The sequence below is a fragment of the Cupriavidus sp. GW823-FHT07B10 genome (assembly GCF_058794355.1).
Map to the genome: position 1 here is coordinate 130,444 of NZ_JBXAGS010000012.1, position 20,504 is coordinate 150,947.

The 20,504-nt window shown below is 67.3% G+C and carries 19 protein-coding genes; 3 read left to right on the forward strand and 16 right to left on the reverse strand.

Annotated features, from left to right (window positions below):
- Window positions 1-50 precede the first annotated feature (50 nt).
- From AC1Q6V_RS23355 to pilM, 8 genes are all read right to left on the reverse strand, one after another.
- The gene (locus AC1Q6V_RS23355) at window positions 51-1,187 is read right to left on the reverse strand and encodes a deoxyguanosinetriphosphate triphosphohydrolase (protein WP_454750835.1); all 1,137 of its coding nucleotides are present in this window, start codon (window positions 1,185-1,187) and stop codon (window positions 51-53) included.
- Window positions 1,188-1,235: 48 nt separating this feature from the next.
- The gene (aroB, locus tag AC1Q6V_RS23360) at window positions 1,236-2,342 is read right to left on the reverse strand and encodes a 3-dehydroquinate synthase (protein ID WP_010812350.1); all 1,107 of its coding nucleotides are present in this window, start codon (window positions 2,340-2,342) and stop codon (window positions 1,236-1,238) included.
- Window positions 2,339-2,899 carry a shikimate kinase gene (locus AC1Q6V_RS23365; protein ID WP_010812351.1) on the reverse strand — a complete coding sequence of 187 codons (561 nt, stop codon included), beginning with the start codon at window positions 2,897-2,899 and terminating at the stop codon, window positions 2,339-2,341. The genes aroB and AC1Q6V_RS23365 overlap by 4 nt, the downstream gene beginning before the upstream one ends.
- 343 nt (window positions 2,900-3,242) lie before the next feature.
- Entirely contained in the window at window positions 3,243-5,363 is a 2,121-nt protein-coding gene (locus tag AC1Q6V_RS23370; protein WP_010812352.1) for a type IV pilus secretin PilQ, read from the reverse strand.
- Window positions 5,360-5,914: a pilus assembly protein PilP gene (locus tag AC1Q6V_RS23375; protein ID WP_010812353.1), complete on the reverse strand. Its 555-nt coding sequence runs from the start codon at window positions 5,912-5,914 to the stop codon at window positions 5,360-5,362. Before AC1Q6V_RS23375 ends, AC1Q6V_RS23370 begins: the two co-directional genes overlap by 4 nt.
- Window positions 5,911-6,582, reverse strand: a complete 672-nt coding sequence (locus tag AC1Q6V_RS23380; protein ID WP_010812354.1) for a type IV pilus inner membrane component PilO — start codon at window positions 6,580-6,582, stop codon at window positions 5,911-5,913. Before AC1Q6V_RS23380 ends, AC1Q6V_RS23375 begins: the two co-directional genes overlap by 4 nt.
- 2 nt (window positions 6,583-6,584) lie before the next feature.
- Window positions 6,585-7,244: a PilN domain-containing protein gene (locus AC1Q6V_RS23385; RefSeq protein WP_439671047.1), complete on the reverse strand. Its 660-nt coding sequence runs from the start codon at window positions 7,242-7,244 to the stop codon at window positions 6,585-6,587.
- Window positions 7,245-7,261: 17 nt separating this feature from the next.
- Window positions 7,262-8,332, reverse strand: a complete 1,071-nt coding sequence (pilM, locus tag AC1Q6V_RS23390) for a type IV pilus assembly protein PilM (RefSeq protein WP_454750854.1) — start codon at window positions 8,330-8,332, stop codon at window positions 7,262-7,264.
- A gap of 402 nt (window positions 8,333-8,734) precedes the next feature.
- Between pilM and AC1Q6V_RS23395 the strand changes: the two genes are divergently transcribed.
- Window positions 8,735-11,110, forward strand: a complete 2,376-nt coding sequence (locus AC1Q6V_RS23395; RefSeq protein ID WP_081050290.1) for a penicillin-binding protein 1A — start codon at window positions 8,735-8,737, stop codon at window positions 11,108-11,110.
- Between the two features lie 72 nt (window positions 11,111-11,182).
- On the opposite strand, the gene cyaY is transcribed toward AC1Q6V_RS23395, so the two are convergent.
- Window positions 11,183-11,518, reverse strand: coding sequence for an iron donor protein CyaY (gene cyaY / locus AC1Q6V_RS23400; RefSeq protein ID WP_010812358.1), 336 nt, complete (start codon window positions 11,516-11,518; stop codon window positions 11,183-11,185).
- 146 nt (window positions 11,519-11,664) lie between these two features.
- On the opposite strand from cyaY, the gene AC1Q6V_RS23405 reads away from it, so the two are divergent.
- Both AC1Q6V_RS23405 and lysA read left to right on the forward strand, forming a co-directional pair.
- Window positions 11,665-11,898: a hypothetical protein gene (locus AC1Q6V_RS23405; protein WP_058698043.1), complete on the forward strand. Its 234-nt coding sequence runs from the start codon at window positions 11,665-11,667 to the stop codon at window positions 11,896-11,898.
- Window positions 11,899-11,900: 2 nt separating this feature from the next.
- Window positions 11,901-13,160, forward strand: coding sequence for a diaminopimelate decarboxylase (lysA, locus tag AC1Q6V_RS23410; RefSeq protein ID WP_010812359.1), 1,260 nt, complete (start codon window positions 11,901-11,903; stop codon window positions 13,158-13,160).
- Window positions 13,161-13,179: 19 nt separating this feature from the next.
- Here the strand turns inward: lysA and msrQ are convergent, their stop codons facing one another.
- From msrQ to AC1Q6V_RS23445, 7 genes are all read right to left on the reverse strand, one after another.
- A complete protein-coding gene (msrQ, locus tag AC1Q6V_RS23415) occupies window positions 13,180-13,878 on the reverse strand; it encodes a protein-methionine-sulfoxide reductase heme-binding subunit MsrQ (RefSeq protein ID WP_010812360.1) in 699 nt (232 codons plus the stop codon).
- Window positions 13,878-14,879 (reverse strand): protein-methionine-sulfoxide reductase catalytic subunit MsrP, encoded by a 1,002-nt coding sequence (gene msrP / locus AC1Q6V_RS23420; protein WP_010812361.1) that lies wholly within the window; start codon window positions 14,877-14,879, stop codon window positions 13,878-13,880. Before msrP ends, msrQ begins: the two co-directional genes overlap by 1 nt.
- 179 nt (window positions 14,880-15,058) lie before the next feature.
- A complete protein-coding gene (locus tag AC1Q6V_RS23425; RefSeq protein ID WP_010812362.1) occupies window positions 15,059-15,898 on the reverse strand; it encodes an anti-sigma factor family protein in 840 nt (279 codons plus the stop codon).
- Window positions 15,895-16,437, reverse strand: a complete 543-nt coding sequence (locus tag AC1Q6V_RS23430; protein WP_010812363.1) for an RNA polymerase sigma factor — start codon at window positions 16,435-16,437, stop codon at window positions 15,895-15,897. Before AC1Q6V_RS23430 ends, AC1Q6V_RS23425 begins: the two co-directional genes overlap by 4 nt.
- A gap of 27 nt (window positions 16,438-16,464) precedes the next feature.
- Entirely contained in the window at window positions 16,465-16,905 is a 441-nt protein-coding gene (locus AC1Q6V_RS23435) for a COG4315 family predicted lipoprotein (protein ID WP_011616154.1), read from the reverse strand.
- Between the two features lie 159 nt (window positions 16,906-17,064).
- A complete protein-coding gene (gene ccsB, locus AC1Q6V_RS23440; RefSeq protein WP_136227831.1) occupies window positions 17,065-18,231 on the reverse strand; it encodes a c-type cytochrome biogenesis protein CcsB in 1,167 nt (388 codons plus the stop codon).
- 49 nt (window positions 18,232-18,280) lie between these two features.
- A complete protein-coding gene (locus AC1Q6V_RS23445) occupies window positions 18,281-20,467 on the reverse strand; it encodes a cytochrome c biogenesis protein ResB (RefSeq protein WP_439668332.1) in 2,187 nt (728 codons plus the stop codon).
- Between the last annotated feature and the right edge of the window lie 37 nt (window positions 20,468-20,504).

The following is a 20,504-nucleotide window of genomic DNA, read 5'->3' on the forward strand; positions in this document are numbered from 1 at the left end:
TTATGCGGCAGGCTGGCGCGCCGATTGGAGGGCCAGCCGGAACGCGGCCGTCAGTTGCCTTCGCTGACCGCGAAGATGCGGCGGTGCTCGCGGATCGCGTAGCGGTCGGTCATGCCCGCGATGTAGTGGGCAATCAGACGCGACTGGTCGCCGCCATGGCTGGCCTGGTACTGCGGCGGCAGCAGGCGCGGATCGGACATAAAGGCCTGGAACAGGTCGCCGACAATGCGCTGCGCCTTGGCCGACATGCGCATCACCAGGTAGTGCCGGTACAGGTGCCGGAACAGGAAGCGCTTGAGTTCGGCCGCTTCTTCATGCATCTGCGGGCTGAAGCCGACCAGCGGGCCGGCGGCGCGCACCGCGTCGATATTGCGCGGATTGGCCGCGGCGATATTGCTGTTGGTGGTCTCGATCAGGTCGACGATCAGCGTATTGATCATGCGCCGGACCGTCTCGTTGATCGCGCGCCGGCCGTTGACGCCAGGGAAGACCTCGGCCACCTCGGCGCGGTGGCGGGCCCACATCGGCACCTCGTCGAGCTGCTCCAGCGTCAGCAGCCCCGAGCGCAGGCCGTCGTCGATATCGTGATTGTTGTAGGCGATCTCGTCGGCCAGGTTGGCCAGCTGCGCCTCCAGCGACGGCTGCGTGCCCTCCAGGAAGCGCCGGCCCAGCTCGCCCAGCGCCGAGGCATTGACCCGCGAGCAATGCTTGAGGATGCCCTCGCGCGTCTCGAAGGTCAGGTTCAGCCCGTTGAAGCCGCCGTAGCGCTCTTCCAGCTCGTCCACCACCAGGAGGCTCTGCAGGTTGTGCTCGAAGCCGCCGTGGTTCTTCATGCAGGTATTGAGCGCATCCTGCCCGGCGTGGCCAAAGGGGGTGTGCCCCAGGTCGTGCGCCAGCGAGATCGCCTCGACCAGGTCTTCATTGAGGCGCAGGTTGCGCGCGATCGAGCGGGCGATCTGCGCCACCTCCAGGCTGTGGGTCAGCCGGGTGCGGAACAGGTCCCCTTCATGGTTGACGAAGACCTGGGTCTTGTACTCGAGCCGCCGGAACGCCGTGCTGTGGATGACCCGGTCGCGGTCGCGCTGGAATTCGCTGCGCGACAGCGATGCGGGTTCTGCATGCACCCGCCCGCGCGTCTGCGCAGAGCGGGCGGCGTAAGGGGCGAGATGGCTTTCAAAGTCGGTCATGCGGCGCGTCCGGTGGCTGGGGCGGGGTGGCGAGGCATAACCGATCGGTCAGGCGACCGGGGCCTCGGTGGGTGGTTTGAGCACGGCGTGCGCGAGCGTGGCGCGCAGGTCAGCGTCCGGCACAGTGGTGATGAACGCTTCGCCGAGCTGCTTCAGCAGGATGAACTTGATGCTGCCCGCCTCGGCCTTCTTGTCGACCTTCATCAGTTCGATATAGCGGTCGGCACCGAGTTCCGGCGCCACCACGGGCAGGTTGGCGGCCTGCGTCAGCTCGCGGATGCGGGCGCGGGTCTCGGTGTCGATAAAGCCCAGCCGGTGCGACAGGTCCGCGGCCATCACCATGCCGCAGCCGACGGCCTCGCCGTGCAGCCAGGCGCCGTAGCCCATGCCGGCCTCGATCGCATGGCCGAAGGTGTGGCCGAAATTGAGGATGGCGCGCAGGCCGCCCTCGCGCTCGTCCTGGGCCACCACGCCGGCCTTGATCTCGCAGGAGCGCTGCACGGCGAGCGCCATCAGGTCGGGGTCGCAGGCATTCAGCGGCTTGATGTTGCGCTCGATCCAGCCGAAGTACTCGGCATCGGCGATGGCGCCGTGCTTGATGACCTCGGCCATGCCGGCGGCCAGCTCGCGCGCGGGCAGCGTGCGCAGCGTGTCGATGTCGGCGATCACCGCGTTGGGCTGGTGGAACGCGCCGATCATGTTCTTGCCGAGCGGGTGGTTGATGCCGGTCTTGCCGCCCACCGACGAATCCACCTGCGCCAGCAGCGTGGTCGGCATCTGGATAAAGGGCACGCCGCGCATGTAGCAGGCCGCGGCAAACCCGGTCATGTCGCCCACCACGCCGCCGCCCAGCGCGACCAGCGTGGTCTTGCGGTCGGCGCCGGCCTGCAGCAGCGCGTCGAAGATCCGGTTCAGCGTTTCCCAGTGCTTGAAGGCTTCGCCGTCGGGCAGCGTGACGGTGCGCACGGTCTTGCCGAGCGCGGCCAGGGCCGCCTCCACCCGCGCCGCGTAGAGCGGGCCGACGGTTTCGTTGGTGACGATGACGGCGTGCTGGCCGCGTACATGCGGGCGCAGCAGTTCGGCGTTGTCCAGCAGGCCGGTGCCGATATGGATGGGGTAGCTGCGCTCGCCCAGGTCGACTTCAAGCGTAATCATGGATTGGGGTCCTGCGCCGGCGGCTCCGACGCTTCCGGCGGCACGGAGGCCGGCTGCGGGGGATCGATCGGGAAACCGGCCATTTCAAGTTGCATCAACACCATATTAGCAAGCTGCGCCACCGAGGGCTTGCCGGTTTCGATGATGAAGTCGGCAACCTCGCGGTAGAGCGGGTCGCGCTCGGCATAGAGCGCCTCGAGCTTGCCCTTGGGGTCCTCGGTCTGCAGCAGCGGCCGGTTGCGGTCGTGGCGGGTGCGCAGCCACAGGTCGTGCGGGCTGGCGCGCAGGTACACGACCGTGCCGCGGGCCTTCAGCACCTCGCGGTTCTCGGCGCGCAGCACGGCGCCGCCGCCGGTGGCCAGCACAATGCCCTGGCGCGCGGCCAGCTCGCGGATCATCGCGGCCTCGCGGTCGCGGAAGCCGGCTTCGCCCTCGACCTCGAAGATCACCGGGATGCGCACGCCGCAGTGGGCCTCCAGCTCATGGTCGGAATCGAAAAACGGATAGTGCAGGCGCCGCGCCACCGTGCGGCCCACGGTGGTCTTGCCGGCGCCCATCAGGCCGACGAAAAAGAGGTTGGGTCGATCGGATTCCGGTCGCTCGGAGTCAGATCGATCGGCATCGCGCCGATCCTGGGCCTGGCGCTGTGCCGCCGGGCCTGTCGCTGAGGCTGTCACTGGACTGTCGTTCGGGAGCGCGGCATGCGGGCCGTCCTCCCCGGTTGGGAACTGCATCATCTTCTTATGTTGTGGCGCGGCCGGCAAGTGGCGAATGCGGCATGGCCCACATGGCTGGCCCGTCCCGGGCCGTCTCCGCCCCCCGCGGCGCGCAAAAAAAGGCCGCATCCCTCGATGCGGCCTGCCAGTCTACTGTATCCGGCGTCCTCCGGACGCCATGTCCCTACCGGAGCGACACGCTCTCGTTCAGGATGCGCGGGGTCAGGAACACCAGCAGCTCGGTGCGGTTGCGCACCTTGGCGTTGTTCTTGAACAGGTAGCCCAGCACCGGGATATCACCCAGCAGCGGCACCTTGTCGGTTTCGTTGGACTCGGTCTGGGTGTAGATGCCGCCGATCACCACCGTGCCGCCGTTCTCCACCAGCACCTGGGTCTGCACGTGCTTGGTGTCGATGGCAAAGCCGGAAGTGGTCTGGATGCCGACGCTGTCCTTGTTCACGTCCACATCGAGCAGCACATTGCCTTCGGGCGTGATCTGCGGCGTCACTTCCAGCTTCAGGTTGGCCTTGCGGAACTGCACCGAGGTCGCACCGCTGGAGGTCGCCGCCTGGTATGGCAGCTCGGTACCCTGCTCGATCAGCGCCTTGATGTTGTTGGCCGTGACCACGCGCGGGCTGGAGATGATCTTGCCCTTGCCATCCGCTTCCAGCGCCGACAACTCCAGTGCCAGGAATTTGGTGGCGGCGCTGTTGAACAGGCTGACCGCGATATTGGCCGGGTTGGTGCCGTTGATGGCGCCGGCAGGCAGGCTCAGGAACGGGCCGTTGTCGGAGGTCGCCCCGGGCAGCACATTGTTGTACGTGTTGCCGACGCGGGCGTTGTTGTACTGCCCGGCAAAGCCCAGCTTCACACCCAGGTTGCGGCTGAACGAGTCGGTGGCCTCGACGATGCGCGCCTCGATGATCACCTGGCGCACCGGGATGTCGATCTTGCCGATGAAGTTCTGCACCTCTTCCAGCTTGCTGGCGATATCCGAGACGAAGAGCTGGTTGGTGCGCGCATCGGCCGTCAGCGAACCGCGCCTGGACAGCATGCGCGCGCTGGCGCCCGCCGACCCGGCGGTACTGACGGCGGCCACGGCACCGCCGCCCGCCCCCATGCCGAGCAGCATCTTGCGCACGTCTTCGGCACGCTGGTAGTTGAGCTGGAACACCTGGCTGCGGATCGGCTCCAGGTCATTGATCTGCTGCTGCGACTCCAGTTCCAGCTTCTCCTTGGTCTGCAGCTCCGCCTTTGGCGCCACCCACAGCACATTGCCGTTGCGGCGCGAGGCCAGGCCCTTGGCATCCATCACGATCTGCAGCGCCTGGTCCCACGGCACATCCTTCAGGCGCAGCGTCAGGTTGCCCTGCACGCTTTCGCTGGTGATGATGTTCAGGTTGGTGAAATCGGCAAACACCTGCAGCAGCGAACGGATGTCGATGTTCTGGAAGTTCAGCGACAGGCGCTCGCCGCGGTAGCCCGGGCCACTGATCAGCTTGGTCGGGTCTTCCTTGACCGGGCGCACCTCGACCACGAACTGGGTATCGGTCTGGTAAGAGCTGTATTCCCAGTTGCCGCGCGGCTCGATCGTCAGGCGCGCGTTGCCGTTGGTGTCCGAGGCGTGCATGCCCTGCACCGGCGTGCCGAAGTCGCTGACGTCGAAGCGCCGCCGCAGGTTGTCAGGCAGCGTGGTGCCGAGGAAATCGACCACGATATTCTTGCCCTGCTGCGCGATGTTGATGCCCGAGTCGCGCGAGGACAGGTCCACCACCACGCGCCCGGCGCCATCGGCACCGCGGCGGAAGTCGACATTGCGCACCGACGGCCGCGCCGCCGCGGCCGCAGGCGTCGCAGCCGGCGCAAACGTGGGCGCAGCGTTCTTGAGCGCCGGCGCCACGTTATCCAGCGCCACCACGAAGTAGTTGCCGCGCTGGTCGGTGCGATAGGTGGCGTTGCGCGTGAGGTCGAGGATCACGCGGGTACGGTCGCCGATCTGCACTACGTTGGCTGACTTGACCAGCTTGCCGCCGTAGTCGTACTGCGCGCGCCGGTTGGCAAAGCCGGTATCGAAGAAATCGATCGCGAGCCGTGCCGGGTTCTGCGTGGTGAAGTCCGCCGGCTTCTGCGCCAGCGGCCGTTCGAGCTCGATCGTGAACACGGTCTGCTCCCCGACCATGCTGACGTCAACCGACTTGATGCGGTTGCTTTGTGCCAGCGCGGCCGGTGCGGCAATCACCAGCAACAGCGCCATCGCCATTCTTGCGGCGCCCGCGAGCGCACGGTACCAGCGCGCGAGGGTCATGCCGCCACCTCCAGCTTCAGGCTGGTCATTTTCTCTTTCCACTCTGATACCCCCTCCCGGACCAATTCGCGCAGCACGATCTCCTGATCGGTGATGCGGACCACCCGGCCATAGCTCTGGCCGAGATACTGACCCACCTTGATATGGTGGATCTTGTTATCAACCCGCACGATGCCGAAGGTCTCCCCGTGCTTCTTCATCATCCCGAGCATCTTGAAGTTCTCGAGCGGGTAGTCCTCCAGCGGCTCGCGGCGCCGCCCGGCTTCGGGCGAATCCGCGAGCGTCTTGTTCAGCTCGCCGATCTTGGCCTGCGCGAACGGCTCGGGCGCCTTGGCTGCGGCGTACTCGCGCGGCACATAGGGCCGGGCGTCGGGCAGCGGCTCGGGCGGCTTGGCGCGCGCGCTGCGGGTGGCATCCATCCACTGGCGCAAGGCGTCTTCATCGCTGGCGCCGCAGGCGCCCAGCAGGCCGACAGCCAGCGCCGCCGCCGCGAACGTGCGTGGCGCCGCCGTGGTCCAGGAGAGGCTGCGGGTACGGGCGGTGCGGCTCATTTGGCACCTCCTGCCTTGGCTGCCGCAGCGGCTGCCGCGGCCTTGCGCTGCGCGGCCTGCTCGTCCGGGTCGAGCGCGCGGTAGGCCATCGCCACCGCCTCCATCGACATCCCGCCTTCCTTGGTATTGGCCAGCTGCAGGTTCTGCATCGACACGATCCGCGACAGGGCCGCCACGTCGGCATTGAACTGCGCCACCTCGTGGTAGCGCCCGGTCACGCGCAGGTTCACCGGGATCTCGGCGAAATAGGGCTTGATCACCGCCCCCTGCGGCTTGAACAGCTCGAACTGCAGCCCCCGTGCGACACCGGCGTGATTGACGTCGGCCAGCAGTGCATCCATCTCGGCCTTGTTGGGCAGCTGCCGCTCCAGCAGCGCCACGCGCTGCTCCACCTGCTTCTTCTGCTCGCGCAGCGCGTCCAGGTTGGCCACCTGCGCCACCTTGGACTGGTACGCCTGCTTCAGGCTTTCCTGCTCCTGGCGCTGGCGGTCGAGTTCGTCGAACCTGGCGCTCCAGTAGAACTGCCAGCCCAGCACCAGCACCACGGCCGCGGCCAGCACCGCGAACAGCACACGCGGCGCGGCCGGCCACGTCTCCGGTTCGCTCAGGTTGAGCCCGCGGAACTGGCCGGTCAGGTCGGCCAGGTTGATTTCAGTATTGAGCGCCATGGTCAGGCCTTTCCGGCTGCGGGTGCGGGAACTGGGGCGGCTGCGGGTGCGGAGGCGCCCGGCACGGTCTTCTTGCCGTCGGTCGCCGCTTCCGGCGCGCGGTACGCGAAGCGCATCGAGAAGTCGAACAAGCGGCGCTGCTCGCGCAGGTTGTTGGTCATGGTGACGGCCTTGGATTCGACCAGTTCGGCCTTGTCCAGCCAGGCCACCCCGCTCAGGTTGCGCAGCAGCTCGGAAATGCGCTCGTTGGACTGCGCCACGCCCGCGATGGTGAAGGCCTCGCCGGTCTGCTTCAGGCTGGTCAGGTAGACGCCCTCCGGCACCTGCCGCACCAGTTCCTCAAGCAGCTGCACCGGGCGGTTGCGCTCGGTCTGCAGGCTTTCAACCGCCTTCTGGCGCTGCAGCAGCGCGTCGATGTCCTTCTTCAGGCTGTTGACCTCGCGGATCTGCCCGTCCAGCCTGGCGTTCTCAGTGCTCAATACCTGGTTGAGCGCGACCACCGAAGCGATGCGCCCGTCGATATAGAAGCCGCCCAGCAGCACCACGGCAGCGCCAGCCACCGCGGCACCGGCCAGCATCGTATAGACCTTCTTGCGGCGTGCTGCCTTGCGGGCTTCGTGGTAAGGCAGCAGGTTGACCGAAGGCAGTGTGTTCGTAGACATCTGATGCCTCCGGTGCGTTATTGCAGGCCGCGCAAGGCCAGGCCGGCACTGACGATGTACGCCGGCAAGTCGCGCTGCAGGTAGCGTTCGTTGACCTTGGCGTTGGTCGCCATGTTGGCGAACGGGTTCGCCAGCGTGGTGGTGATCTTGGTCTGGTGCTGGATTGCCGATTGCACGCCGAGCAGCGACGCATGTCCGCCCGAGAGCAGGATCTCGTCGACCCGGCCCAGGCTGGAACTGGCGATGAAGTTGCCGACCGCGGACTGCGCTTCCATCGCCAGTGCATCCAGCGACGGCTTGAGCAGCTGCGCGCGCCAGGCTTCAGGCAGCGTGTTCTTGCGCTTCTTGATCTCGGCCTTGAGCGCGTCGAGGGTGAACATGCGCGCCGCACTCTGCGTGAGCTGGTCGCCGTAGCTGTTCAGCGGCTGCTCGTAGAGTTCCTTCCAGCCCTGGTAGAAGATCGCCTTGGAACGGCTGCCGCCCAGATGGATCACCGCCACCACCGGCAGCGCGCGCGCATCGGCCTCGGGCATCTCGTGCGGCACGCCCAGCATCTGCACGATCGAGCGCTGCACCGCGTATTCCTCGACATCCATGACCTGGGGCTTGAGCCCCGCCATCTCGGCCGCGGTCACGCGCTCCTGCACGCGGTCGCTGTTGGCCGCCGTGACGCGCACCCCGATACCGCCCTCGGTCTCGCTGGGGCCGATCACGGCGAAGTCGAAGTTGACCGCCTGCGACGGCGGATAGAGCCGGTGCGCCTCGGATTCGACCTGGGAATACAGCTCGTCGTCGGACAGGTTGTCCGGCAGGCTGACCGTCTGTGACTCCGTCAGCATGGACGGCACGCCCAGCACCACGTCCTTCGAACGGATGCCGGCCTTGCCCAGCGCGCGTCTGAGCGCGATCCCGACGGCCTCGATATTGATGACGTTGCCATCGGCAACGGCGTTGCGGTCCAGCAGTTCGCTGGCGCATTTTTCCAGCCGATAGTCTTGCCTGCTGCCCCCTACGGACAGCTCGACTACCTTGACACTGGACGACCCGATATCCACACCGACCGTAGTCCGGCGTAGAAGCCCCGACAAAATGCCCCGACGCAAGGTGACCCCCTGACTTTTGAACTCGCCCCTGGCTTGAACGCTCTAATCGGGCGAGCCTTGTTTCTTGAATGAAACGTTTGCTCTTTTATGTTGGTCGATTCTCACAAAATCCAGCATCGGTGGCAATGTGCCGAACTGGCGCCGAGTTCTTTTTGAGAAGCCCCTCACCAATCCGTTGCCAAAACCCCACGGTCGTCGGGTTCCCTTCCGTGGGCGCTTGTGCGCCTGCCCGCACCCCTTTAGCTGCACGCAACAGCGCCGTGCGTGCACGCATTCGCCACATTACATCTTGTAACAGCGCGATAGCGGCGCCCGCACCACTGTACGCCCGGGCGGGCCGATGCCGGAAGATATAATCCCGGGCACCCCTGACTAGGTATTTCCCTTATGGCCACCGCACAACACAAGCCGTCCCACCCTGCCCGCCGTCCGATCTGGACGCGGCTCATGTTCTGGGCGGTCGGACTGGTTGTCGCCGGTGCCGTCGTGATTGCGCTGCTGCTCGGCTACGCGCTGCTGGTGGCCGCGCCCAACCTGCCTTCGCTGGACACCATCACCGACTACCGGCCCAAGATCCCGCTTCGCATCTATACCGCGGACAATGTGCTGATCGGCGAATTCGGCGAAGAGCGACGCAACTTCGTGCCCATCGCCGAGATTCCGGACGTGATGAAAAAGGCGGTCCTGGCGATCGAGGACGACCGCTTCTACGAGCACGGCGGCGTCGACTTCGTCGGCGTGCTGCGCGCCGGGCTGGCCAACCTGCGCGGCGGGCTGTCGCAGGGCGCCTCCACCATCACCATGCAGGTGGCGCGCAACTTCTTCCTGTCCAGCGAAAAGACCTACACGCGCAAGATCTACGAGATGCTGCTGGCGTACAAGATCGAGGCCAACCTGAACAAGGACCAGATCCTCGAGCTGTACATGAACCAGATCTATCTGGGGCAGCGCGCCTACGGCTTCGACAGCGCCGCGCGCGTGTATTTCGGCAAGTCGGTGCGCGACGTGACGCCGGCCGAGGCCGCCATGCTGGCCGGCCTGCCCAAGGCGCCGTCGGCGTACAACCCGGTGGTCAACCCGCGCCGCGCCAAGGTGCGCCAGGAGTACATCCTGCAGCGCATGCGCGACCTGGGCTATATCACGCCCGACCAGTACGAGCAGGCCGTGCATGCCGAGCTGAAGGTGCGCACCGAGGGCAACGAGTTCTCGACCCACGCCGAGTACGTCGCCGAGATCGTGCGCCAGCTGATGTACGCGCAGTACCGCGAAGAAACCTACACGCGCGGCCTGACGGTCTACACCACGCTGACCAAGCCGGACCAGGACGCCGCCTATGAGTCGGTGCGCTCCGGCATCATGAACTACGAGCGCAAGCACGGCTACCGCGGCCCCGAGGCCTTTATCGACCTGCCTTCCGACCCGGCCGAGCGCGAGCAGGCCATCGACGATGCGCTGGTCGAGCACCCGGGCAGCGGCGACCTGCGCTCGGCCGTGGTCACCAGCGTGTCGGCCAGGCAGGTGAAGGCGACGCTGCTGTCGGGCGAAGTGGCAACCATCGAGGGCTCGGCGCTGCGCTTTATCGCGCCGTCGCTGTCGTCCAATGCGCAACCCAAGATGAAGATGCGCCCCGGCGCGGTCATCCGCGTGACCCAGGACGAGAAGGGCAACTGGTCGGTGACCCAGCTGCCGGAAGTGGCCGCGGCGTTCGTGTCGATCAACCCGCAGGACGGCGAGATCCGTTCGATGGTGGGCGGCTTCGACTTCAACCGCAACAAGTTCAACCACGTGACCCAGGCCTGGCGCCAGCCGGGTTCCAGCTTCAAGCCGTTCATCTACTCGGCCGCGCTGGAAAAGGGCTTCTCGCCGGCCACGGTGATCAACGACGCACCGCTGACGATCGGCCCCGATACCGGCGGCCAGGTGTGGGAACCGAAGAACTATGACGGCCGCTTCGAGGGCCCGATGACCATGCGCCGCGCGCTGGCCAAGTCCAAGAACCTGGTCTCGGTGCGGATCCTGCGCGCGATCGGCACGCAGTACGCGCAGGACTACATCACGCGCTTCGGCTTCGAGGCCGACAAGCACCCGGCCTACCTGCCGATGGCGCTGGGCTCTGGCGCCGTGACGCCGCTGCAGATGGCGGGCGCGTACTCGGTGTTCGCCAACGGCGGCTACCGCATCAACCCGTACCTGATCCAGAAGGTGGTGGACGCGCGCGGCAACGTGATCTCCGAAACCCAGCCGCAACGCGCCGGCACCGACGCCGTGCGCGTGCTTGATGCACGCACCGCCTTTCTCGCCGACACCATGCTCCGCGACGTGGTGCGCATAGGCACCGCCAACAGCGCCAAGCAGCGCCTGGGCCGCAACGACCTGGCGGGCAAGACCGGCACCACCAACGACGCGGTCGATGCCTGGTTCGCCGGCTACACGCCCAACCTGGTGGCGATCGCCTGGATGGGATACGACCAGCCCAAGAGCCTGGGCGTGCGCGAAACCGGTGGCGGCCTGGCGCTGCCGATCTGGGTCGGCTACATGAGCAAGGCGCTCAAGGGCGTGCCGGAGTCGCCCGAGCGCCCGGCGCCGGAAGGCGTGCTGATGGTGGGCGGCGACTGGACCTTCGAAGAGAACGCCGGCGGCGCCGGGGTGGCTTCGGTGGGCCTGGGCGATCCGTGGCCGGGCAAGCCGGAGGAGTCGACCAACGCGCCGGCCGACACCGAGACCGAGAAGAAGAAGATCCTGGAGATGTTCGGCGGCGCCTGATCACGGCCGCCAGACAGCAGAAAGCCGGCCCACGAGGCCGGCTTTTCTTTTGCCCGCCAGGCAGGCTTTGCGTCAGCCCAGCGTGAGGGCCGCGCCGGCCTGCTCACTGACGTAGCCCGACAGCGCCGCGTACAGCTCGCCGCCGTTGCGGGTGTCGATCCAGCGCTCGCCGTCGCGGCGGAAGTGGAAGCCGCCGGCGCGCGCGGCCACCCACAGTTCCTGCATCGGCGCCTGGCTGTTGATGATGATCTTGGTGCCGTTCTCGAACTCCAGCTCCATCACGTTGCCGGTGCGGCTGATCTCAATATCGGCGTCGGCCGCGTCGGCGGCCGCCTCGACCGTGGCTTCGATGCGGTCCAGCTCCTGCGTGGCCAGGGCCAGGAACTCGCTTTCGCTCAAGGGGGGCATGCTAAACTCCGAGACCGCCGTTGCCGCCGCTGCCCGGACCGGGCGTACGTGGCGCGAACGGCTTTTTTTGTTAAGAATCCTTCGGATGCCCGGCCGTTGCGCGTCGGACCATCCAACGCCTTGCCAACAGCCTAAAGGACGACCCGATGCTGCGTCGTGTTGCGATTGTATCGGCGTTTGCCGCCGCCCTTGCGATGCCCCTACTGGGCGGATGCGGCATCCGCGGGCCGCTGACCATGCCCAAAGTGCCGCCCGAGCCGACCCCGCCGACCGTGACGGATCCGGGCCTGGGCCGCGCCGATGCCATGCCGGGCCCGCCCGCCACCCCTGCCCCCGCCGCGCAGCCGGCCTCGTCTCCTGCCGCCCCCACCACCCGATAACCATGACCGCATTTTTCCATCGCCAGGACGGCGCGCTTGCCGTCGAGCAGGTGCCGCTGGCGCGCATCGCCGCTGAATTCGGCACGCCCACCTATGTGTACTCGCGCGCGGCGCTGACCGCTGCCTACCAGGCCTACGCCGCCGCCTGCCAGGGCCGCAAGGCGCAGGTCCAGTACGCCATGAAGGCAAACTCCAACCTGGCGGTGCTGCAGGTGTTTGCCAAGCTCGGCGCCGGCTTCGACATCGTCTCGGGCGGCGAACTCAAGCGCGTGCTGGCCGCCGGCGGCGACCCGCGCAAGGTAGTGTTCTCGGGCGTGGGCAAGAGCGCGGCGGAAATGGAACTGGCGCTGGCACATGACGTGCGTTGCTTCAATGTCGAGTCGATCCCCGAGCTGGACCGCCTCAACGAAGTGGCCGGCCGCGTGGGCAAGCGTGCGCGCGTGTCGCTGCGCATCAACCCGGACGTGGATGCCAAGACGCACCCGTATATCTCCACCGGCCTGAAGGGCAACAAGTTCGGCATCGCCTTCGAGGACGTGCTGCCGACCTACCGCGCCGCGGCCGCGCTGCCGCATCTGGAAGTGACTGGCATCGACTGCCATATCGGATCGCAGATCACCGAGGTCGAGCCCTATCTGGAAGCACTGGACAAGGTGCTGGACGTAGTCGAGGCGCTCGAGCGCGACGGCATCCGCCTGGAGCATATCGACGTGGGCGGCGGCCTGGGCATCACCTACACCGACGAAACCCCGCCGGACATCACCGGCTTTGCCACCACGCTGCTGGAACGCGTGGCCGCGCGCGGCCACGGCCACCGCGAGGTGCTGTTCGAGCCGGGCCGCTCGCTGGTGGGCAACGCCGGCGTGCTGCTGACGCAGGTGGAGTTCCTCAAGCCCGGCGCGGCCAAGAACTTCTGCATCGTCGATGCCGCCATGAACGACCTGGCACGCCCGGCCATGTACGAGGCCTACCACCGCATCGAGCCGGTGGTGCTGCGCGACGCGCAAGCGGCGACCTACGACATCGTCGGCCCGGTGTGCGAATCCGGTGACTGGCTCGGCCGCGACCGCGCGCTCGCGGTGCAGCCGGGCGACCTGCTGGCAGTGATGTCGGCCGGCGCCTACGGCTTCACCATGAGCTCCAACTACAACACCCGTCCGCGCGCCGCCGAAGTGATGGTCGATGGCGCCAGCGTGCACCTGGTGCGCGAGCGCGAACTGGTCGAGGACCTGTTCCGCGACGAGCGCCTGCTGCAGGACTAAGACCCCAAGCCCGGCCCGCCTACGCGGCGGGCTGGCGCGCCCCCGCGGGCTTGCGCAGCCGCCACCACAGCCGCATCCCCAGCAACACGAACACCACCGCCGCATAGATCGACACTTCGCCAAAGTCGTTCTTGCCCGCCTTGTGCCACCAGTAGTGCAGGATGGCCAGCACCGCGATCGCATAGACCAGCTTGTGCAGCGCCTGCCAGCGCTTGCCGCCCAGCCAGCGCACCATGCCATTGGTGGAAGTCAGCGCCAGCGGAATCATCAGCATGAAGGCGGTGAAACCCACCGTGATGAAGGGCCGCTTGTACACGTCCTTGATCATGTAGGCGAGGTCAAAGCCGCGGTCCACCCCGATCCACAGCAGGAAGTGCTGCAGGCCGTAGAAGAACGCGAACAGGCCCAGCATGCGCCGCAGCTTGATCAGCCAGTTCCAGCCAGTGAGGCGGCGCATCGGGGTGATGGTCAGCGTCAGGCACAGCATCACCAGCGTCCAGGTGCCGGTGGAGCGCGTCACGAATTCAAGCGGATTGGCGCCGAACTGCTCCGTGGCACCCAGGTACAGCAGCCGTACGAACGGCAGCAGCGCCAGCAGCCAGACCGCAAGCTTGAGCGCGCGCACGCGCTGCGGCGACAGCGTGGCCAGGCCGGCCGGCTTGCGCGCCGCCACGGCGGCGGCGCTGGTGGAAGAGGTAGCCATGCGCTCGCCTTGCATCAGAAGAACTTCTTCAGGTCCATGCCCTGGTACAGCGACGCCACCTGCTGGCCGTAGCCATTGAACGGCAGGGTCTTGCGCTTGGGTGCGAACAACGCGCCAAAGCCGCTGCCGCGCTCCTCGCCGATGCGGCGCTCGGTGGCCTGGCTCCAGCGCGGATGGTCCACGTCCGGATTCACGTTCGAATAGAAGCCGTATTCCTGCGGCGCGGCCAGGTTCCAGCTGGTGGGCGGCTGCTTGTCGACAAAGCGGATCTTCACGATCGACTTGGCGCTCTTGAAGCCGTACTTCCACGGCACCACCATGCGCACCGGCGCGCCGTTCTGGTTGGGCAGGACCTCGCCGTACAGGCCGAAGGTCAGCAGCGCCAGCGGGTGCATGGCCTCGTCCATGCGCAGGCCCTCGCTGTACGGCCAGTCGAGCACGCCGCTGCTGACGCCGGGCATCTGCTTCTTGTCGGCCAGCGTGATGAACTGGATGTACCTGGCACCAGGCTGCGGCTCGACGCGCCGGATCAGCTCGGCCAGCGGGTAGCCGACCCACGGGATCACCATCGACCAACCCTCCACGCAGCGCAGGCGGTAGACGCGCTCTTCCATTGCCGCCAGCTTCATCAGCTCGTCCAGGTCATAGACCTTGGGCTTCTTCACCAGCCCCTCCACCGACACCTGCCATGGGCGCGGGCGCAGCGTGCCGGCGTTGCGCGCCGGGTCGGACTTGTCGGTGCCGAATTCGTAGAAGTTGTTGTAGGTGGTGACGTCCTCGAAGGGCGTGCGCTTGTCGGTGATGACATAGGCGTTGTTGGGCGTGGCGGCCAGCTTCTGGCCGTGCTGCCCCTGCGCCAGGGCCTGGCGCGCAAACCACGGCGCCAGCGTGCTGCCGGCTGCGCCGGCCGCGGCCAGCGCCAGCATGCGGCGGCGCGCTTCGAAGACGTGACGGGGCGTGACCTCGCCGGCGGCGATATCGCCGCCGCGCAGCCATTTGGGGGAAGGGATCAGCATGGTTTTCCTCGTTGCCTGGCCGTGCCGGCGCCGGTCGCGCCCACACGCTTGCAGGATTGGACTCTGGCCTTGGTCGGAGAGTGCTGGCCAGTCCTGACAGTTTTTTGTGCCTGCGTCGGAATGCCGCGGGTCATGAGGCGCCAGGCGCACGCAATGTGCCGCCTGCACCTCGCGCGCGGCTATCCGCCCTGGTATTGCTGGTACACCATCTGAGCCACCGTGAGCAGCCGCGCCCGCTCCAGCGGGCCCGCCAGCGCAAAGCCCAGGTCGCGGTCGATCCAGTAGAAGGCCATCATCGGGTCGCGGCCGGCGGCTGGCCGCCTGGAGCCTGCGCCTGGCATGCGCTCGACGCGGAAGCCCGTATCGGGCGTGCCCTGTGCCATGCGCCGCAACTGCAGCGACAGGCGCGTACCGTCGTCCGCTTCATACATCAGGATGGCCGACGGGCCGCCTTCGGCCACGCCCAGGCGGCCGCCAATCAGGTGGAAGCCCTGCGCGCGCAGGTCCGGCACCTGCAGCGCCGTGCCCAGGCGCTTGGACAGCCATGCGATCAGATGGGCCTCTTCCGTCGCCGCGACTTCAACCGGGTGGCGCATTTCCGGAGCGTAGACCGCGTGCGTCGCCAGCGCCTCGCGCGCAAAGCGCTCGCCGGGCGCCAGCACCAGCGTGCTGCCGCCAAGGCGGTCATGCGCCAGCCAGCCGAGAGCGCCGCCCACCGCCAGCAGCGCCACCGACGCGCAGGTGGCCGCCAGCGCCATCGCCCATCGCGGCCTGGTTCGCGCGGCATTGCGCTTGCGATCTCCGTGCAGCCCCGGCGGCAAGGCCGCGAGCGGTACGGGTTCGTTCAGTACGGGATCCAGCGCCCCGTGCAGGGCATCGGCCTGCCTGCGCCAGACTGCGACCTGTGCCGCCGCCTCCGGGTGCTGCGCCAGGTACGCCTCCACGGCGGCGCGCCGCGCGCCGGAAAGCTGGCCATCGGCGTAGGCATGTAGATCGGCTTCGTGGATGGCGGACATCATTTCACCCGCTGCAGGGGCTTGCCGGAAGCTGCCGGCACGGCAGCGGGCGCCTTGCCGTCGAGCAGCCGCCGCATCTGCTCGCGCGACCGCGCCAGGCGCGACATCACCGTGCCCTGCGGAATATCGAGCACGCGCGCGGCCTCGGCGTACGTCAGTTGTTCCAGGCTGACCAGCAGCAGCACCGCGCGCTGCGCCTCCGGCAGTTGCGCCAGCGCCTGCACCAGGTCGCGGCGCAGGCCGGGGTCGTCAGCGGGGGCGCTGACCTCGGGCAGCGTCTCGGTGGTGACCACCAGTTCCTTCCTGCGCACGGTATTCAGGCGCAGGCGGTGCATCAGGGTCAGCAACCACGGCAGCAGGCCATCGGCGCCGTCGCCCCACCAGGCGCCGGGGCGCAGGCGGAAGCGCCAGCGGTAGCGCAGCGCGCGCTCGAGCGTGTCCTGCACCAGGTCGTCGGCCAGCGCCGCGTCGCCGGTGAGGCCGCGCGCATGGCGCCGCAGCCGCGGCGCCAGCGCGACGAGCTGGCCGTCAAACCCTTCCATGCCGTGGCTGCGGTGGCTGCCGAAGCGTCAGGGCTTGGCCACGTGCCAGACGTTGTTGAGGTTGTCGCCGGTGCGGTCGCCCGGCTTGGCGTCCTTGGCAAAGCGGTACAGCGGCATGCCGCGGTACGCCCACTGCTTGCCGCCGTCATCGCGCGTGATGATGGTGTACTGGCCCGACGCATTGCTGCCAGGCGCGGCCATCAGCGGCGGCCAGTTGGTGGCGCACGGGCCATTGCAGGCGCTCTTGCCGCTGCCGGCGGTGTCGCGGTCGAAGGTGTACAGCGTCAGGCCCTGCGGATCGGTCAGCACGCCACTGGTCACCTTCACCGTGGGCGGCAAGTTGCCGGCGCCGCCGCCACCGCCCAGGCCCATGCCGGAACAACCGGCGAGCAGGACAGCCGCACAGCCGAGCGCGAGCGCGGCGGGACGAACGAGGGATGCTGCAGTGGTAAGACGCACACGTGCCATGATCTTGTTCTCCATGCAAACCGGTGCCGCCAGCCGGCACCGCTCCTCAAGTAAACACCGGATGTGACGCCTTTATTCCATGGGCATCCAGAAAAATTGAAAAAAGACGAAAAAAAACCTGCCCGGAGGCAGGTTCTTGCATTGCAGCATGGCGCCGCGTCACAGTTCGCCGTAGCTGTGCAGGCCCGACAGGAACATGTTGACGCCCAGGAACGCAAAGGTCGTCACCAGCAGGCCGACCAGCGCCCACCAGGCCGCCACCGTGCCGCGCAGGCCCTTCATCAGCCGCATGTGCAGCCACGCCGCGTAGTTCAGCCAGACGATCAGCGCCCAGGTTTCCTTCGGGTCCCAGCTCCAGTAGCCGCCCCAGGCCTCGGCCGCCCACAGCGCGCCCAGGATGGTGGCGATGGTGAAGAAGGCAAAGCCGACTGCAATGGCCTTGTACATCACATCATCGAGCAGTTCCAGCGATGGCAGGCGTTCGGCCAGGATGCCGCGCTGCTTGAGCAGGTAGGCCACCGAGACCATCGCCGCCAGCGCAAAGGTGCCGTAGCCGATAAAGTTGGCCGGCACGTGGATCTTCATCCACCAGCTTTGCAGCGCCGGCACCAGCGGCTGGATCTCCTGCGCATTGCGGCTGACCGTGTACCACAGCAGGAAGCCCACCGCGGCCGACACCACCAGCATCACGAACGGACCCAGCGCGCGCGTGGCGTAGCGGCCTTCGTAGTAGAGGTAGAACAGCGAAGTGATCAGCGTGAACAGCACGAACACTTCATAGAGGTTGGAAATGGGGATGTGGCCGATGTCCGTGCCGATCAGGTAGGACTCGTACCAGCGCACCAGCAGGCCGGTGAAGCCCAGCACCACCGCGCCCCAGCACAGCTTGCTGCCGATGCTGTAGCCCGTGTTCGAGCGCGCCGCCAGCCCGAGCCAGTAGAACAGCGTGGACAGGAACACCAGCGCGCTCATCCACAGGATGGCCGACTGGCTCGACAGGAAGTACTTCAGGAAGAAGGCCTGGTCCGCGCGCGCCAGCTGCCCCTGGTAGAGCTGGATCGCGAACAGCGACAGCGCGGTGAGCGCCAGCATCAGCGGGCGCACCGCCTTCCAGTGCCAGCCGAGCAGCGCGAAGGTAGGCACGGCGCCGATCAGCACGGCCTTGTCGTAGCCATCCATCCACTGCCCGTATTGCGACAGCGCCACGCCGGCGCCAACCGCCAGCGCCAGCGCAAAGAGCCAGTCCACCCAGGTCAGGCGGCGCAGGAAGGAAGGTTCGAGATAGGCCTCGTCAGCGCCGGTGTCGGCGCGCGTGGTGCCGCGCATGGCGGGACCGGCCTGGTTCACATTTGAGGACATAGCGTACCTGCTCAATTCAGTGGGGGGTGCCGGCGGGCTCGGGCGCCTCGCTGCGGCCCCCTGCGGCGCGGCCGATATCGTCACGCAGCGCCGTGAATTCCTTTTCGAAATCCATCGTGCGGCGCTGGGTCGACATCGCCATCAGCACATGGCTGCCAGGCTCGGTGTCGCCCTCGGCGGGCTTGTCTTTCACCCAGATCCAGACCCGGCGCTCGCGGATATAGAACATCGCGAACACGCCCAGCACCAGCAGCAGACAGCCAAGATACACGATGTTCTTGCCCGGCGCACGGGTCAGCTGGAACACGCTGGCCTTGATCTCCTTGAAGTCGTCGAGCTGCAGGAACACCGGCGCGCCGTAGAAGAAACTGTCCGACAGCGCGTTGATGGCCTGCTGCAGGAAGGTGCCGCTCTGGGCGCTGTTGGCCACCACCGGCAGCTTGTCCTGGGCGCGCGCCAGCTGCCACAGCTCCCACATCGAACCGTTCAGGATCTTCAGGAGCACGTCGGCGGCCTTCTGCTGCTCGGCCGGGGGCACGGATTTCTCGAGAAAGGCGGCGATCGCGGTGAAACCGCCCGGGGGCGAATCCGGCGTGGGCCGCGTGGCGCCGGCGAACAGGTCGAGCGCACGCAGCGAGCTTTCGGCCAGCTGGCGGCGCAGGTCGGCCTTGTCATCGCCCGGCATCGACGCCAGCGCAAAGCGACGCGCGGCTTCGCCGCGCAGCGCGCGGTCCTGCAGCGCGGCGCGCAGGCGCATCCAGTCGGCCACGCTGCCCTGGTCGTCGGCGGGGATGCGCAGATAGCGGAATGGTTCGCTGGGCGATTCACGCATGCCGGCCAGGAACACCGACTGGCCGTCCATCTGCACCGGCACCATGTAGTTGTTGAACTCGCGCGCCTGGCCGGTGCGGTCGCGCAGCTTGTACTGCACCGACGGGCCGACATTGCGCAGCGTCTTGGCGCGGTCGGTGCTGGCGGCGGCGCCCAGGTGCTTTTCCAGGGTCTCGTTGAACGATTTGCGCGCCACGCCACGCGCGTCGGGCTTGCCCGAGGCATCGGTGACGTTCTCGATATTCATCAGCCGGAAGTCGCTGAACTCGACCGTCAGGCCATCGCTGTCGGCGTTGGTGCCGGTGCCCGCCAGCGGCTTGTTGCCGCCCACCGCGCCATCGATGGTGAAGGTGGCGTGGCCGCTGCCCTGCATCGGGTAGCCGACGAACTTCAGGCGCGAGCCGCCGTCCTCGAAGCTGGACTGGTAGATGGCGATGCCGTCGACGATCAGCGGCTCGTTCACCTTGATGGTGGCCTCGGTCTGCTTGCCGGTGGCGCGGTCGGTCACGATCACGTCCGAGGCAAACAGCTTGGGCATGCCGGTCTCGTAGAAATCGACCTTGAACTTCTTGAGCGTGATCGCGAAAGGCAGGTCCTGCACCAGCGCGCCGTCCGAGATGTTCAGGATAGCGGTGGAGACGGTCGAGCCCTCGGGCACGTAGGCGTTGCCGCGAAAGCCCGGGTTGCTCGCCGACAGCCGGTGCTGCGGCGGGATCTCGCTGATGACCGCGTTGCCGCTGATCGGGGTCTTGCCGCCCAGCCACATCTGCGCGCGGATCAGCAGGTCGCCGTCCAGCAGGCCGCCAATACAGATCACCACGATGGCGGTGTGCGCCAGGATATAGCCGGCCTTGTTGGCCGCGCCGGCCTTGGCCGCCAGCAGGGTGGCGCCGTCATGCTCGACCGCCTTGAGGCGGTAGCCGCGGTTGCGCAGCAGGGCCGACAGGCGGCTCACCGCCTCGGTGCGCGGGCGCGCGCCGTCGAATTCGCCGCGGTGATGGAAGGCGCGCAGGCTGCGCTCGCGCACATGGTCCTTCCACGAGCGCATGTCCGCCACCATCCTGGGCGCATTGCGGATCAGGCAAAGGCTGGTCGACACCACCAGGAAGGCCAGGATCAGCAGGAACCACCAGGAACCGTAGACCTTCTGCAGCGACAGCGTGTGGAACACATCGGCCCAGAACGGCCCGAACTGGTTGACGTAGTTGGGATACGGCTCGTTCTGCTTGAGCACGGTGCCGATCACGCTGGCGATGGAGATCACCGTCAGCAGCGCGATCGCGAAGCGCATCGAGGACAACAATTCGACCGCGTCGCGCAGCACGCGGTGAGAGGTCTTCAGGTGCAGCCCTGAAGTGGAAGCGGTCGACATGTGCAGGGAAACCTAAAACAACGTGCGGCTGGAAATG

Bases quoted from the DNA above. Each gene is read 5' to 3' on its own strand.
- AC1Q6V_RS23370 (WP_010812352.1), bottom strand. From the start codon at position 5,363: ATGACCCTCGCGCGCTGGTACCGTGCGCTCGCGGGCGCCGCAAGAATG.
- AC1Q6V_RS23425 (WP_010812362.1), bottom strand. From the start codon at position 15,898: ATGATGTCCGCCATCCACGAAGCCGATCTACATGCCTACGCCGATGGC.
- AC1Q6V_RS23385 (WP_439671047.1), bottom strand. From the start codon at position 7,244: ATGTCTACGAACACACTGCCTTCGGTCAACCTGCTGCCTTACCACGAA.
- cyaY (WP_010812358.1), bottom strand. From the start codon at position 11,518: ATGCCCCCCTTGAGCGAAAGCGAGTTCCTGGCCCTGGCCACGCAGGAG.
- AC1Q6V_RS23355 (WP_454750835.1), bottom strand. From the start codon at position 1,187: ATGACCGACTTTGAAAGCCATCTCGCCCCTTACGCCGCCCGCTCTGCG.
- AC1Q6V_RS23375 (WP_010812353.1), bottom strand. From the start codon at position 5,914: ATGAGCCGCACCGCCCGTACCCGCAGCCTCTCCTGGACCACGGCGGCG.
- AC1Q6V_RS23380 (WP_010812354.1), bottom strand. From the start codon at position 6,582: ATGGCGCTCAATACTGAAATCAACCTGGCCGACCTGACCGGCCAGTTC.
- AC1Q6V_RS23365 (WP_010812351.1), bottom strand. From the start codon at position 2,899: ATGGGCGCCGGCAAGACCACCGTGGGCCGCACGGTGGCGCGGCGCCTG.
- AC1Q6V_RS23445 (WP_439668332.1), bottom strand. From the start codon at position 20,467: ATGTCGACCGCTTCCACTTCAGGGCTGCACCTGAAGACCTCTCACCGC.
- aroB (WP_010812350.1), bottom strand. From the start codon at position 2,342: ATGATTACGCTTGAAGTCGACCTGGGCGAGCGCAGCTACCCCATCCAT.
- AC1Q6V_RS23405 (WP_058698043.1), top strand. From the start codon at position 11,665: ATGCTGCGTCGTGTTGCGATTGTATCGGCGTTTGCCGCCGCCCTTGCG.
- msrQ (WP_010812360.1), bottom strand. From the start codon at position 13,878: ATGCAAGGCGAGCGCATGGCTACCTCTTCCACCAGCGCCGCCGCCGTG.
- lysA (WP_010812359.1), top strand. From the start codon at position 11,901: ATGACCGCATTTTTCCATCGCCAGGACGGCGCGCTTGCCGTCGAGCAG.
- msrP (WP_010812361.1), bottom strand. From the start codon at position 14,879: ATGCTGATCCCTTCCCCCAAATGGCTGCGCGGCGGCGATATCGCCGCC.
- AC1Q6V_RS23435 (WP_011616154.1), bottom strand. From the start codon at position 16,905: ATGGCACGTGTGCGTCTTACCACTGCAGCATCCCTCGTTCGTCCCGCC.
- ccsB (WP_136227831.1), bottom strand. From the start codon at position 18,231: ATGCGCGGCACCACGCGCGCCGACACCGGCGCTGACGAGGCCTATCTC.
- AC1Q6V_RS23395 (WP_081050290.1), top strand. From the start codon at position 8,735: ATGGCCACCGCACAACACAAGCCGTCCCACCCTGCCCGCCGTCCGATC.
- AC1Q6V_RS23430 (WP_010812363.1), bottom strand. From the start codon at position 16,437: ATGGAAGGGTTTGACGGCCAGCTCGTCGCGCTGGCGCCGCGGCTGCGG.